Source organism: Sporichthyaceae bacterium (assembly GCA_036493475.1).
Classification (GTDB): domain Bacteria; phylum Actinomycetota; class Actinomycetes; order Sporichthyales; family Sporichthyaceae; genus DASQPJ01.
Genome location: DASXPS010000090.1, coordinates 1 through 13837, shown reverse-complemented (window position 1 = coordinate 13837; position 13837 = coordinate 1). Strand labels below are relative to the sequence as shown.

Genomic DNA, 13837 nt, shown 5'->3' with positions numbered 1-13837 from the left:
TCCGGATCCTGGCCCACGCCGAGACCGACCTGGCCAAGTCCGCGGTCGCGCATGTCTACCTGCGCGGCGCGGTCGCCCTGCGCAAGGACATCGCACAGTGACGCACCGGTGAGCGAAGACCGGCTGGAATCCGCTCTGATCGTCGGCTCGGGGCTGATGGGCACGTCGGTGGCCATGGTCCTGCGGGCGAACGGGGTCGTGGTGCACCTCGACGACCGCGACCGGGCGACGGTGGCGGCCACCGAGGCCGGCGGCACTGCCACCACCGCGACGTCCACCGACGGTGAGTCGGCCGTGCGGACCGCGCCCGCACCGAGTGCGGCGGCCAGTTGCGCCGCGGCCGGGTCCCGATCGCGCAGCTGTACCTCGACGCCGGCCGCGCGCAGTGCCAGGCCAACCGAGGTACCCATCAGACCGGTGCCGACAATCAGCGCCGAGCCGATCTCGGCGTGGTTCACTGCGCGATGTCCTTGCGCAGCGCCACCGCGCCGCGCAGGTACACGTGCTGGACGTCGGCCTTGCTGCGGTCGGTCTCGGCGTGCGCCAGGATCCGGATCACCCGCGGCATCGCGCCGGCCACGTCGATCTCCTGCGCGCACAGCAGCGGCACGTCGGTGATGCCGATGTCCCGAGCACCAACGGCGGGGAACTCGCTGTGCAGGTCCGATGTGGCGGTGAACACGATGCTGATCAGGTCATCGACGGCCAGCGCGTTGCGCTCGAGGATCGTCGAGACCAGTTCGGCCACCGAGGCCAGCATGTGCGCCCGCTCGTCGGAGTCGAGTTGCACCGCCCCGCGGATCGCCCGTACCGCCACCGCGGTCCCCTTCCCGCCGCCGTCTATTCTCGGCCGTTCACCTTACGGTGTCGGCCTCGGAGGCGGTGAACAGCGCGGAGACCTCGTGCGAGGTGAGGTGGCGTAACCGTCCCGGCGCCAAATTGCCGGTGCTGACCGGACCGATCTCGGTGCGCACCAACCGGCTCACCGGGTGCCCGACCGCCTCCAGCAGCCGGCGCACGATGTGCGTGCGGCCCTCGTGGATGGTGACCTCGACCAGCGCCCGGCCGTGTGCGGAATCCAGCAGTCGGAACCTGTCCACGGTGGCCGGACCGTCGTCCAACTCGATGCCCTTGCGCAGCCGCTTGCCCAGGTCGCGGGCGATCGGCCCGGACACTTCGGCGACGTAGGTCTTGGCCAGGCCGAACGAGGGGTGGGTCATCCGATGTGCCAGCTCGCCGTCATTGGTGAGCAGGATCAGGCCCTCGGTGTCGGTGTCCAACCGGCCGACGTGGAACAGCCGCTCACTGAAGTCGGTGACGTAGTCCCCCAGGCACGGACGACCCTCCGGGTCGCTCATCGTGGAGACCACCCCGCGGGGCTTGTTGAACAGCAGATACTGCGTGTCGTGTTTGGTGGCCACCCTGGCGCCGTCGACCCGAATCTCATCGGCGTCCGGGTCCACCCGCACGCCCTGCTCGGTAACCTGCTGCCCGTTGACCTGCACCCGGCCGGCCTCGATCAACACCTCACAGGCGCGTCGGCTGCCCAGCCCGGCCGCGGCCAACACCTTTTGCAGACGGATCCTCTCGCTCATGACGTGGGCAGGTCCGCGTCATCGGCGAGGGAGTCGATTTCGGGCAGGAACGGTGCCAGTTCCGGCAGCTCGGCGAGGCTGGTCAGGCCGAGTCGGTCCAGGAAGTACCCGGTGGTGCGGTACAGCGTGGCACCGGACTCCGACTCGGTGCCCGCCTCCTCCACCAGGCCGCGGGTGAGCAGCGTGCGCATCACGCCCTCCACGTTCACCCCACGCACCGCGGACACCCGCGACCGGCTGACCGGTTGCCGGTAGGCGACCACCGCGAGGGTCTCCAGCGCGGCCTGGGTGAGCCGGGCCTGCTGGCCGTCGCGCACGAAACGCTCGACCGCGGGGGCGCACGCCGGGTGGGTGTAGAACCGCCAGCCACCGGCGACCTGTCGCAGCGTGAAGCCCCGCCCGGATTGTTCGTAGTCCGCGGCCAGCGCCTGCAGGGTGTCGCGCACCTCCTGCGGGCCGACCTGGCATGCGGCGGCCAATTCGGCCTCGGTCACCGGGGTGTCCACCACCAACAGCACCGCCTCCAGGGCGGCGGACAACGGCGCTACGTCCGACTGCAGGTCATCCAGATCGGTCACGGTCACGTCGTCTCCTGCGGGGTTGGGGCCGCGTCGTCGAACTCGTCGGTGATCACCACGTCACCCTCGGCGCTACCCGTCCAGCGCACGTGCAGCTCACCGAAGGGGGTGAGCTGGTCGAAGGCCACCTCGGCCTCCCGGTACAGCTCGAGCAGGCCGAGGAAGCGGGCGACCACGGTGAGGGTGTCCGGGCAGTCGGCGATCAACGCGCGAAAGGTGGACGCGCCTGTTCGGCGCAGCCGGCTAACCAGGATGGCGACCTGCTCGCGGACGCTCACCGCCGGCGCGTGCAGGTGCGATACGGACACCGTCGGCACCTGCTTGGGGATCATCGCCTTCGCGGCGAGCGCGGCGAAGGCCTCCGGGCCGATACCGATCAGCACCTCGGGCAGCAACTGGGCGAACGGGTCCTCCAGGGTGACCGCGCGCGGATAGCGACGGCCCTCCGCGGCGATGCGCGCGGCGAACACCGCGGCCACCCGCTTGTACGCGCGGTACTGCAGCAGCCGGGCGAACAGCAGGTCCCGGGCCTCCAGCAGGGCCAGGTCCTCCTCGTCGTCCACCTCGCCCGCGGGCAGCAGCCGGGCGGCCTTGAGGTCCAGCAGGGTGGCCGCGACCACCAGGAACTCGCTGGCCACATCCAAATCCCAGTCGGACTCGTGGCCCCGGATAAAGGCGATGAACTCGTCGGTGACCTGCGCCAACGCGATCTCGGTGATGTCCAGCTTGTGCTTGGCGATTAGGCCCAGCAACAGGTCGAAGGGTCCCTCGAAGACCGACAGGTGAACCTCGAACCCACCGGGCTTGGCGCCGACCGTCGGCGGCGCCTCCGGCGCTGACACGTTCACCGCTGCACCGTAGCTGACCGGAACGGTTTACTCCGCTTCGAGGCGGCCGAGCACCTCGCGGGCCAGTTGGCGGTAGGCCTTGGCGCCGGTGGAGGTGGAGGCGTAGGAGGTGATCGGCTCGCCGACCACGGTGGTCTCCGGGAATCTGACGGTGCGTCCGATCACGGTGTGGAACACAGTATCGCCGAAGGCCTCGACAACCCTGGAGAGCACCTCGCGGCCGTGCACGGTCCGCGCGTCGTACATGGTGGCCAGGATGCCCTCGAGCTTCAGGGTGGGGTTGAGCCGCTGCTGCACCTTCTCGATGGTGTCGGCGAGCAGCGCCACGCCGCGCAGCGCGAAGTACTCGCACTCCAGTGGCACGATCACCGCGTGCGCGACGGTCAACGCGTTGACCGTGAGCAGGCCCAGCGACGGCTGGCAGTCGATGATCACCACGTCGTACTCGTCGAGCACGGGGGCCAGTGCCCGCTGCAGGGTCTGCTCCCGGGCGACCTCGTTGACCAACTGCACCTCGGCGGCGGACAGGTCGATGTTGCAGGGCAACAGGTCCAGGTTCGGCACGTTGGTCTTGAGCAATACCTCGTCGATGCCGACGTTGCGGTCCAGCAGCAGGTTGTACAGCGTCAGATCCAGTTCGTGCGGATTGATGCCCAGGCCCACGGACAACGCGCCCTGCGGATCGAAGTCGACGAGCAGCACCTTGCGGCCGAGTTCGGCGAGGGAAGCACCCAGATTGATGGTCGAGGTGGTCTTGCCCACGCCACCCTTCTGATTGCACATCGCGATGACGCGGGCCGGGCCGTGCCGGTGGAGCGGCGGGGGTTCGGGGAACTCCGGCATCGGACGTCCGGTGGGGCCGAGCTTGGCCGCCTCCGGCGCGCCGCCGAAAAGATCGCCCGGGGTGGGCACCATCGGTGCCGCGGGCTCCGGAGCGGCAACGGGCGGGGCCGCGGTCCAGCGGTCCTTGGGCACCGCGGCGCGCACCGGCGGCAGCGGCGGGAACTGTTCGTCGGCCCGGGCGTTCGCCCCGTGCTGAGACCCGTATTCGTGCATGCCCGCCTCCCGATAGCTGCGATGCGTCCGATTCTTCGGCGCGGTCGCACCCGGGCCCGGCTCATCGCGCGGCGTGTCGTGGCGGTGCTTGACAACACGCCGGTGCTGTGGTGCCGGTGTAGTCAGGAGTGTCAGGAGTTACTTGAGCGCCGCTGTGCCGGCGTGCTGCGCGCCCGCGGGTGACTGGTCGCGTAGACCTCGCGCAGATGCTCGACGGTGACCATCGTGTAGACCTGCGTGGTCGACACGGACGCGTGCCCGAGTAGTTCCTGCACTACCCGTACGTCCGCCCCACCCTCGAGCAAGTGGGTGGCGAAGGAGTGTCGCAGCGTGTGTGGGGAGACCTCCACGGTCAGCCCCGCCGCGGTGGCCGCGGCGCGCAACGCGGTCCATGCGCTCTGCCGGGACAGGCGCCCACCTCGGGCGTTGAGGAAGACCGCGGGGCTGCCCGCGCCGAGCCCGAGCGCGGACAGCGCCGGCCGCGCGCGTGCCAGCCAGGCGTCCAGCGCCTCGGCGGCACAGCGCCCGATCGGCACCGTGCGCTGTTTGCCGCCCTTGCCGGTGAGCACCAGCGATCGCGATGTCAGGTCCACCTCGTCGACGTCCAACCCGACGGCCTCGGAGATGCGCGCGCCGGTGCCGTAGAGCAGTTCCAACAACGCGGTGTCCCGAGCGGCGAGGTCCACCCGTGGGTTGCGTTCGGCGGCGGCGATCAGCGCGGCCACCTCGCCCACCGAGATGGCCTTGGGCAACCGCTGCGGCGTGCGCGGCGGACGCACCGGCCGGGCCGGGTCGGCCTCGGTCAGGCCCTCTCGCAACGCAAAGCGGTGGAAGCCGCGCACCGCGATGACCGCGCGAGCGGCGGAACTGGCTGCCAGCGGCTGGTGCTGCTCGTCACCGGTGCGCAGGCGGACCAGGAAGTCGGCCACGTCGTGCTGGGTCACCGCGTCCACCGCAGCCACGCCGCGGTCGGAGAGCACGGTCAGGTAGCGACCCAGGTCGCGCCGGTAGGAGACCAGCGTGTTCACGGCCAGGCCACGCTCCACGGCCAGGTGGTCGAGGTAGCCGCGCAGTGCGCCGGCCAGTTCGGCCACCGCTCCCCCTCCCGTCGACTGTGACGGGAAACCTATGCCCGCGCCGGCTCGCGGTGTTGTCGGCGCGCCGTCAGCCCAGCACCTCGGCCAACGGGCGGTGGGCGAGTCCGTGCGCCTCGGCCACCGGGCCGTAGATCACCTCGCCGTCGTACACGTTCAGGCCGAGGCCCAGGGCGTGATCGCCGGCGGCTGCCGCGCGCCAACCCTGATCCGCGATGGCCAGCGCATACGGCACGGTCACGTTGGTCAACGCGTGCGTCGAGGTGTGCGGTACCGCGCCCGGCATGTTGGTCACGCAGTAGAACAGCGACCCATGTGCCTCGAAGGTCGGGTCGTCGTGCGTGGTCGGCCGCGAGTCCTCGAAACAGCCGCCCTGGTCGATCGCGATGTCCACCAGTACCGTGCCCGGCTTCATCCGGGAGACCAGGTCGCTGGAGACCAGCTTGGGGGCGGTGGCACCGGGCACCAGCACCGCGCCCACGACCAGGTCGGCGTCGAGTACCGCAGCCTCGATCTCGTAGGTGTTGGAGGCGATGGTCTGGCAGTGCCCCTGGTAAATGCGATCGGCCTCGCGCAACTTGGCGATGTTGCGGTCCAGCAGCAACACCTCGGCGTGCATGCCGATGGCGATGGCCGCGGCGTTCATGCCCGCGACCCCGGCGCCGATCACCACCACCTTCGCCGAGTGCACCCCGGACACCCCACCCATCAGCACGCCGCGGCCGCCGCCGGCCCGCATCAGGTGGTAGGCCCCGGCCAACGGGGCGAGGCGGCCGGCAACCTCGCTCATCGGGTACAGCAGCGGTAGTGATCCGTCGGGCAGCTGGACGGTCTCGTAGGCAATCGCGGTAGTGCCGGCCTTCAGCAGGGCTTGCGTGCACGCGGCCGAGGCGGCCAGGTGCAGATAGGTGAACAGCACCTGCCCGGCGCGCAGGCGGTGGTACTCCTCGGCGACCGGTTCCTTGACCTTCAATACCAGGTCGGATTCCCCCCAGACGTCGTCCGCGGCAGCCAGGACCTTGGCCCCGGCCGCCGCGAAATCGACGTCCGCGATGGACGACCCGACGCCGGCGTCGTGCTCGACGTGCACCTGATGCCCATGGCGCACCAATTCGTGCACACCGGCCGGGGTGATCGCCACCCGGTACTCGTGGTTCTTCAGCTCACGCGGGACGCCGATCCTCATAACGAGGGATGCTAGGCACTGCGCCCCGACGGTTGGTCAGTCCCAGTCGCTATTGCTGAAGTGGCGGTGGTGGTGGTGATGCCGGCGGCGGCGCCACCACCAGTTGTCGCCGCGGTCCCAGTTCCAGTCGCTGCCGCGCCAGTTGCCGTTCCAGCCGTTGTTCCAGCCGCCGTTCCAGCCGTTGTTCCAGCCGAAGCCGCTGTTGGTGAAGTACCTGCGTGCCATGATCCGCTCCTTGTCCAGAAGATTTTCCTTCCGTGCCTCCTCGCCTACCCGCTTAGCGTGCGTCAATGCCGCCTTAACGGTCCCCGCAGCCGTGCGCCCCGACCGGATGATCCGGACGGGGCGCGTGGGTCACAAGTTGATTAGCTGCTGTGGTGGTGGTGGTGGTGGTGGTGGTGCCGGTGACGCCACCAGCGGCGGTGATGACGGCGGCCACGCCACCAGTCGTCGTTGCGCTCCTCACGGTTGAACGAGAACCGAGCCATTAGGTACGCCCCTTTACTCCTACTCCGGACTGGACCGTCCGGATACATCCTCACGATAAGCATCAAGCCGACGGGAACCAGGGACCTACACAGATTTTGCTCAACCGATCAGAGTGCTTACCGTCGTGCGGTTACGGACCGAGATGAGAGTTTCCACAGCCCGCGTTGGCGTTTGTTACCTCGTGTGGCATCTGCCAGCGCATATAGCGTCGCGAACACATCGCGAAGCGCCGGTCGGACAGCCGGTTCGAACGCCGTGCACTTCAAGATCAATTCTGTGAATTCTGCCGGCATCCCCCGTGGGAACGGTCGCGGCGGGGGCGCGGCGACCGGGCCGTACGCCTCCCGGTATTCCTTACAGCCAGGGGGAAATGCATCCCGCCCGGACGCGGACTCCAGCAGAAGTACGCCCAACCCCCAGACATCGGCGGCCGCGTCCACTGGTTCGCAGGCGGCCTGTTCGGGCGCCAGGTAACCCTGCGTCCCGTACGGGCGCTCATACCGGCCCGGCGGGCGTGCCAGGCCCAGATCGATCACCGTGGCCCGGCCGTGTTCGGCGATCACGTTGCCCGGTTTCAGATCCCCGTGCACCCACCCCGCTCGGTGCAGGTACCCGATACCGGCAGCAACCTGACGGCCCATCTCGACCAGGTCCGCGTAGGGCAACCAGCCGTGCACATCGAACAGGTCGGCGATGGTGGGCCCGGCCAGCAGCTCAACCACCAGCGCCGCGGCGGGGTCGTCGTGTACCTCGTAGAGGCGCAACAGGTTCGGGTGGGTCAGTTCGGCCAGTATCCGTCCCTCGTCCAGCAGCCTTTTCTTCGCGATCTCCCCCGCGCTGGGCCGGGCCAATTTGACCGCAACCGCGACCGAGCGCTCCTCGCTCCAGGCCTGGAAAACCTCGTAGCGGGAACTGGCGCCCAACAATCGTTGCAGCCGGTAGCCGGGCAACTGCACGTCGGCGGTTTCCGGCTCCGCCGGCAGCTCGGGGCGTTTCACTCGGCCGATCATCCTTGCCCCCCGACCAACTGACGGGCCATCGGCCCCCGGAACAAAATGCGCGCCCCGGTCCGTGGAGACGATCGGGGCGCGCATCTATGGTGCCGTTCGGCAGACTTACCAGCCTCCGCCACTTCCGTCGTCCCAACGACGGTGCCGCCACCAGTGGTGCCGGTGCCAACGGTGCCAACGGCGACGACGGTGCCACCACCAGTCGCCACCCGCCTCACGGGGGGTGAAGTAATTCCGAGCCATGGCTGTTGCCCCTTACTCCAGATCCGGACACATCGCCCGAATACGGCGCAAATCTTATGCAATCGGGACAATCGCGACCAGAGAAAAATTCCCGCGTTTACCCGACGTGAAGATTGGATCTTCAGGAGGCTCCCGGGTGAAAATCGCCGTGTCGTGATGCGCATGTTCACATCTCGACGCGGGCGGGCGGAACAGACTCGTCAAAAGGAACTGGATCTTGAACCGGCAGCAATTGCAGGTGTTCCGGATCGCCCGTCGGTCGCAGTTCGTTTCGCAGCGTCACCACGTCATCGGCAGTTGCCAGTACTTCGGTGTCGTGGGTGGCGATGATGATCGTTCGGGTTGACACCAACTCGCGGACGGTGGCCATAAATCGGTCCGCGGCTGCCCGGTCCAGCCCGGTGGTCGGCTCGTCCAGGATCAGCACCTTGGCGCCGCTGGCCAATGCCCGGGCCAGCGCGATGCGCTGCCGCTGGCCGCCGGACAGGGAACGGCCGCGCTGACCCAAGCGGGCGTCCAACTTCTCCGGCAACGCGGCTACCACGTCGTCCACCCCGGCCAACCGCAGCGCCGCCCACACCGCCTCGTCGTCCGCGTCCGGCTTGGCGAAGGTGATGTTCTCCCGCACGGTGGCGTCCAGCACCGGGGCCTCCTGCAGCAGCACGGTGACCGAGTCCCGCAGCGTGCGGATGGCCAGTTCCTGCAGGTCCGTTCCGTCCATCCGGACCTGGCCCTGGTCGGGATCGTCGAGGCGGGCCAGCATGCGGATCATCGTGGACTTGCCGGACCCACTGGGCCCGCACAGCACGCTCAACCGGCCCGGCCGGAAGCGGCAGGACATGCCTCGCAACGCCGGGCGGAGGGCACCCGGGTAGGTGAAGCTGACGTTTGCCAGTTCCATCTCCCCGCGCACCTTGGTCGGGTCCAGCACGATCGGGCCAGGGCACTCCAGCACGCCCGGCCGCACATCGAGCACCTCCTCCACACGCTCCACGCCGGCCATGGCCATCACGATGTTGTTGCCCAGGTCGCCCAGCGAGCGGACCGGTTTGTACATCTGCGAGAGGTAGGTCAGGAAGACCAACAGTCCGCCCAGGGTGAGCCGGTCGTTGCGCATCGCCCAGGTGCCGCCGGCCATCACCGCGAGCACGCCGAGTAGCTCCATCAGGTCGACGACCAGCGGGAACGTGGCGGACAGTCGGGCCGCGCCGAGCTCGTTGGCCACCACCGCCCGGGCCTCCCGGTCGAAGCGAGCCGCCTCCTCGGCCTCCCGGCCGTGGATCTGCACCAGGGCAGTGACCGCGAGGCTCTCCTCGGCGACCGCGGTGAGGCCACCGGCCCGGCGGCGCCGCTCCCGGGACACGTGCTTGAGCCGGCGGGCGAACCGCTGGCCGATCACCCAGAATGCGGGCACCACGGTGGTGGACAGCAGTGCCAGGCGCCAGTCCAATCGGAACAGGGCGAAGCCGAAGAAGAACAGCTTGGCGATCGAGCCGACCAGGGTGATCCCGACGCCGATGGTCAGCCCCTCCACCGCGGCCACGTCGGAGGTGAGCCGGGTGAGCACGTCCCCGGCCCGCAATTTGTCCAGCGTGGTGCTGCTGGTGGCCTGCAGCCGGGACAGCATGCGGGCCCGGATGTTCAGCTGCAGCTGCTCTCCGATCCAGGCCGCCAGATAGGAGTCGATCCACCCGATCACCCCGCCGGCCAGGGACAGCCCGATGTAGAGCAGGGCGATGGCGTACATCGCCTGGATGTCCTTGGGCAGCAACACGTGGTCGATGACCCGCTTGAACAACCAGATCTCCACCGCCTCCACGCCCGGCGCGGCGACGGAGAGCAGCAACAGCAGCACGAGCCCCCACCGGAAGGGCCGCACGTCCGGCCAGAACCGGCGCAGCATGGGCCGCAGGGGGGATCGGCGGGCCTCCGCGACCAGGCCGGGGCCCTCGGCGAGCGGCGCGAAGCGGTCCAGCAGTTTGGCGCGGGGACGCGGCTGCGGGCGCCCGGACCCCGGCGCGCGGGCAGGGCGCGGCCCGGACGGCTTGCGGAGTCGCGACATCAGTCTCAGGTTTACCAGGAGTGGGCGTCAGATTGCGGTCAGTTGCCGGCGAAATCTCCCGCCCGAAGTGTCCCGACTCCCCCCGAATTGAGCACGGTGCGTAACAACGGCACAGACATGACCACCAGGGGGTTGTGCAGGCGCCCCGCGGCCACGCCCGCCAGCAGCTCGTCCAGCGGCACCCAGCGGGCCTCCAGATCGGCCTCCTCGTGCCGTCCGGGCGGTCGTTCGCCGGGCAGCGGAGTGGCCTCGCACGCCACATAGACCCGGACCGCCTCGTCGCTGATACCGGGCGAGGTATACGCATCGAGCAGCACGTACCACGTCCGTGCGGTCAGGTGCGCCTCCTCGGCCAACTCCCGCTGCGCCGCGGCCAGCGGGGACTCCCCGGGGGCGTCCAACAGGCCCGCGGGCAGCTCCCACAGCCGTTGCTGCACCGGGTGGCGATACTGGCGCAACACCAGCACCCGGTCCCGGTCGTCCAGCACCACCACGCCCACCGAACCGGGATGCACCAGGACGTCGCGCACCGCGACATCGCCGTCGGGCATCAACACGTGGTCCACCCGCATATCGACCACCCCGCCGTGGAAGGCGATCGCGGAGTTGTGCACGGGCAACGTCGCGGATTCGTCCTGCAGTTCACTCACGGGCTGAGCCGGGCGAGCTCCGCCGGGACGGGGGCGGTGCGGGCCCGACGATGCTCCAGGCCCGCCGCGATCAGCCCGGCGAACAACGGGTGCGCGCGGGTCGGTCGGGAACGGAACTCCGGGTGCGCCTGGGTGGCGACCAGGAACGGATGCTCCTCGCGGGACAGTTCGACGAACTCCACCAACCGGCCGTCCGGCGAGGTGCCGGAGAAGACCAGGCCGGCGCGCTCCAACTGGGCGCGGTAGTCGTTGTTGACCTCGTAGCGATGCCGGTGCCGCTCGGAGATGTAGGGCTCGCCGTACAACTCGCGCACGATCGAGCCCTCGACGAGCTTGGCCGGGTACAGGCCCAACCGCATGGTGCCGCCCAGGTCCCGTTCCCCGGCCACCACGTCGCGCTGGTCGTCCATGGTGGCGATCACCGGGTGCGCCGCAGCCGCATCGAACTCGGCGGAATTGGCGCCGTCCAGTCCCGCCACGGTCCGGGCGTACTCGATGACCACGCACTGCAGACCGAGGCACAACCCGAGCAACGGGATGCGTTGCTCGCGGGCGAAGCGGACCGCGCCGAGCTTGCCCTCGATGCCGCGCACCCCGAATCCGCCGGGTACGCACACTGCATCCACGCTGTCCAACGCGGCCATCGCGCCCTCGTAGGTCTGGCAGTCGTCGGAGGTGACCCAGCGGATGTGCACCTTCGCGTCGTGCGCGAACCCGCCGTGGCGCAGCGCCTCGGTCACCGACAGGTAGGCGTCCGGCAGGTCGATGTACTTGCCGACCAACGCCACGGTGAGCTCGTTGGCGGGGGCATGAACGCGGCGTAGCAACTCGTCCCAGGCGGTCCAGTCCACGTCGCGGAACGCCATGCCCAGGCGGCGCACCACGTACGCGTCCAGACCCTCGGCATGCAGCACCTTCGGGATGTCGTAGATGGACGGCGCGTCCACGGCCGCGGCCACCGCCTCGGTGTCCACGTCGCACATCAGCGAGATCTTGCGCTTGACCGCGGTCGGGATCGGCCGGTCGGACCGGCACACGATGGCGTCGGGCTGGATACCGATCGAGCGCAGCGCGGCCACCGAGTGTTGGGTGGGCTTGGTCTTGAGCTCCCCCGACGGGCCGATCCACGGCACCAACGAAACGTGTAGGAAGAACACGTTGTCCCGGCCGACCTCATGGCGAATCTGCCGGGCCGCCTCCAGGAACGGCAGCGACTCGATGTCGCCCACGGTGCCGCCGATCTCGGTGATCACCAGGTCGATGTCGTCCTGACCGGCCGCCGGGGTGGCCATCCGCCGGATGCGTGCCTTGATTTCGTTGGTGATGTGCGGGATGACCTGGACGGTGTCCCCCAGGTACTCCCCGCGACGCTCCTTGGCGATCACCGTCGAATAGACCTGACCGGTCGTCACATTGGCCGATCCATGCAGCACGGTGTCCAGGAACCGCTCGTAGTGCCCGACGTCGAGGTCGGTCTCCGCCCCGTCGTCGGTGACGAACACCTCCCCGTGCTGAAACGGGTTCATGGTGCCCGGGTCGACGTTGAGGTAGGGGTCCAGCTTCTGCATGGTGACCCGCAATCCGCGCGCGGTCAGCAGATTGCCCAAGCTGGAGGCGGTCAGTCCCTTGCCCAGCGACGAGGCGACCCCGCCGGTGACGAACAGGTGCTTGGTGATGTGCGGCGTGGCCAAGGGAGGCTCTCCGTGGCGTCAGGCCGGCGGTGAGCCGCCGGGAGTCCCACGGGGTTCAATCTTATGTCCGGCGGGACAGTGAGCGGTACAGGGCGAGCGTGTCGGCCTGGACCGCCGCCTCGTCCGGCCAGCCGGCGGCCCGGGCGCGACCCGCCGCGGCGAGCCGGACGCCCAGTTCGGGATCGTCGAGCAGCCGGGTGACCGCGGCGGCGAGCGCCGCGGGGTCGCGGGGCGGGACCAACACCGCGGCCTCGCCGACGGTCTCCGGAATGCCGCCGACCTCGGTGGCCACCAGGGGCACGCCGGCGTGCAGCGCCTCCTGGGCGAACAATGACCGCGCCTCCCAGACGCTGGAGATCACCGCCACGTCGGCCGCGGCCAACGGGGTGGCGATGTCGTCGAGCGGGCCGAGCAGAGCCACCGGCAGCTGCTGCGCGGTGATCAGCCGGCGCAGTTCCGGCTCCAAGGGCCCGGAGCCGACGATGCCGAGCAGTGGCACGGGGTGTCGTTGCTGCCAGGACGCGGCGGCGGTGAGCAGTGTCGGGTAGTCCTTCTGTGGCGCGAGTCGACCAACGGTCAGCACGAAGGGCCGGTCCAGCACGCCCAACGCCGCGCGGGCCTCGGCGCGGGCCGGCAGCACGGCGGGTAGCGGCGGGGCGGCGACGGCCCCGGGTCTGGCGTCTCGGGCACCGGCGCGCCGGGCCAGCGCCACCAAATCGGCCGACGCGCCGAGCAGCACGTCGGCGCTGCGTGCCACGGGCACCGCGCGGGCGAACCAGGCAGCCCGGCGAATGCCGGTGCCGAGCGGGGCGTTGTGCCAACTGACTACCAGGGGGGCCCGACGGCCGGTGCGGTTACCCAGGGCGGCGACGGCGCCCGCCTGCATGCCGTGGGCGTGCACCACGGTGGCCCGGTGTCGGTCCCGTGCTGCCGCCACGGTGCGTGCCGCCCTCCACAGTGCACGGGCGTCGATTCGGTCGCTGAGCTGCAGCCGGGTGAAGGTCGCACCCAACGCGGTGAAGCCGAACAACTCCTCGCCGTCCGGCGGGCCGACCACGGCCACCGGCACGCCGGCCTCTCGGCAACCCGCCACGAGCGACCTGACGTGCCGTCCGATGCCGCCGGTGCTGGGGCCGACCACCAGCAGCGGCCGCGGATCGCTCATTGGTGCACCGCCTCGCTGCTCCACGGGGCTCATGCGGGGTCGATCCGTCCGGGACGCCGCCGGGTCAGGTAGGTGAGCATCCGGCGGTCCCCGATGGCCAATCCGGCCAGGTAAACCACCGCGCACAGCAGGCTCGCCGCAGCCGTGCCGATCACCGCGGCCGCCGTGCT

Annotated in this window: 14 protein-coding genes and 1 pseudogene; 1 reads left to right on the top strand and 14 read right to left on the bottom strand. The window is 69.9% G+C overall.

All coding sequences use genetic code 11. The features are described 5' to 3' along the window. Positions 1–5 precede the first annotated feature (5 nt). Positions 6–101, top strand: a complete 96-nt coding sequence (locus tag VGJ14_09945; GenBank protein HEY2832735.1) for a hypothetical protein — start codon at positions 6–8, stop codon at positions 99–101. A 177-nt stretch (positions 102–278) separates the two neighbouring features. On the opposite strand, the pseudogene VGJ14_09940 reads toward VGJ14_09945, so the two are convergent. From VGJ14_09940 to VGJ14_09875, 14 genes and pseudogenes are all read right to left on the bottom strand, one after another. Beyond that, positions 279–410: pseudogene (locus VGJ14_09940) on the bottom strand (prephenate dehydrogenase). Between the two features lie 44 nt (positions 411–454). Continuing rightward, a complete protein-coding gene (aroH, locus tag VGJ14_09935) occupies positions 455–817 on the bottom strand; it encodes a chorismate mutase (protein HEY2832734.1) in 363 nt (120 codons plus the stop codon). Positions 818–854: 37 nt separating this feature from the next. Beyond that, positions 855–1595, bottom strand: coding sequence for a pseudouridine synthase (locus VGJ14_09930; GenBank protein HEY2832733.1), 741 nt, complete (start codon positions 1593–1595; stop codon positions 855–857). Then, entirely contained in the window at positions 1592–2179 is a 588-nt protein-coding gene (scpB, locus tag VGJ14_09925) for an SMC-Scp complex subunit ScpB (GenBank protein ID HEY2832732.1), read from the bottom strand. Before scpB ends, VGJ14_09930 begins: the two co-directional genes overlap by 4 nt. After that, on the bottom strand, positions 2176–3021 hold the full coding sequence (locus tag VGJ14_09920) for a segregation/condensation protein A (protein ID HEY2832731.1): 846 nt from the start codon (positions 3019–3021) through the stop codon (positions 2176–2178). Before VGJ14_09920 ends, scpB begins: the two co-directional genes overlap by 4 nt. A gap of 27 nt (positions 3022–3048) precedes the next feature. After that, positions 3049–4077 (bottom strand): ParA family protein, encoded by a 1029-nt coding sequence (locus tag VGJ14_09915; GenBank protein HEY2832730.1) that lies wholly within the window; start codon positions 4075–4077, stop codon positions 3049–3051. Between the two features lie 131 nt (positions 4078–4208). Beyond that, entirely contained in the window at positions 4209–5171 is a 963-nt protein-coding gene (xerD, locus tag VGJ14_09910; GenBank protein ID HEY2832729.1) for a site-specific tyrosine recombinase XerD, read from the bottom strand. Between the two features lie 70 nt (positions 5172–5241). Continuing rightward, entirely contained in the window at positions 5242–6357 is a 1116-nt protein-coding gene (gene ald, locus VGJ14_09905; protein HEY2832728.1) for an alanine dehydrogenase, read from the bottom strand. 36 nt (positions 6358–6393) lie between these two features. Next, entirely contained in the window at positions 6394–6582 is a 189-nt protein-coding gene (locus VGJ14_09900) for a hypothetical protein (GenBank protein ID HEY2832727.1), read from the bottom strand. Positions 6583–6962: 380 nt separating this feature from the next. Next, positions 6963–7844, bottom strand: a complete 882-nt coding sequence (locus tag VGJ14_09895) for a serine/threonine-protein kinase (GenBank protein ID HEY2832726.1) — start codon at positions 7842–7844, stop codon at positions 6963–6965. Between the two features lie 421 nt (positions 7845–8265). Continuing rightward, entirely contained in the window at positions 8266–10161 is a 1896-nt protein-coding gene (locus VGJ14_09890) for an ABC transporter ATP-binding protein (protein ID HEY2832725.1), read from the bottom strand. A gap of 38 nt (positions 10162–10199) precedes the next feature. After that, a complete protein-coding gene (locus tag VGJ14_09885; protein HEY2832724.1) occupies positions 10200–10811 on the bottom strand; it encodes an NUDIX hydrolase in 612 nt (203 codons plus the stop codon). Continuing rightward, positions 10808–12502, bottom strand: coding sequence for a CTP synthase (locus VGJ14_09880; protein ID HEY2832723.1), 1695 nt, complete (start codon positions 12500–12502; stop codon positions 10808–10810). Before VGJ14_09880 ends, VGJ14_09885 begins: the two co-directional genes overlap by 4 nt. A 61-nt stretch (positions 12503–12563) precedes the next feature. Then, entirely contained in the window at positions 12564–13667 is a 1104-nt protein-coding gene (locus VGJ14_09875) for a glycosyltransferase family 4 protein (protein ID HEY2832722.1), read from the bottom strand. Between the last annotated feature and the right edge of the window lie 170 nt (positions 13668–13837).

Coding starts and splice junctions, on each gene's coding strand:
- VGJ14_09930 (HEY2832733.1), bottom strand. CDS start 1,595: ATGAGCGAGAGGATCCGTCTGCAAAAGGTGTTGGCCGCGGCCGGGCTG.
- VGJ14_09915 (HEY2832730.1), bottom strand. CDS start 4,077: ATGCACGAATACGGGTCTCAGCACGGGGCGAACGCCCGGGCCGACGAA.
- ald (HEY2832728.1), bottom strand. CDS start 6,357: ATGAGGATCGGCGTCCCGCGTGAGCTGAAGAACCACGAGTACCGGGTG.
- VGJ14_09900 (HEY2832727.1), bottom strand. CDS start 6,582: ATGGCACGCAGGTACTTCACCAACAGCGGCTTCGGCTGGAACAACGGC.
- VGJ14_09890 (HEY2832725.1), bottom strand. CDS start 10,161: ATGTCGCGACTCCGCAAGCCGTCCGGGCCGCGCCCTGCCCGCGCGCCG.
- VGJ14_09875 (HEY2832722.1), bottom strand. CDS start 13,667: ATGAGCGATCCGCGGCCGCTGCTGGTGGTCGGCCCCAGCACCGGCGGC.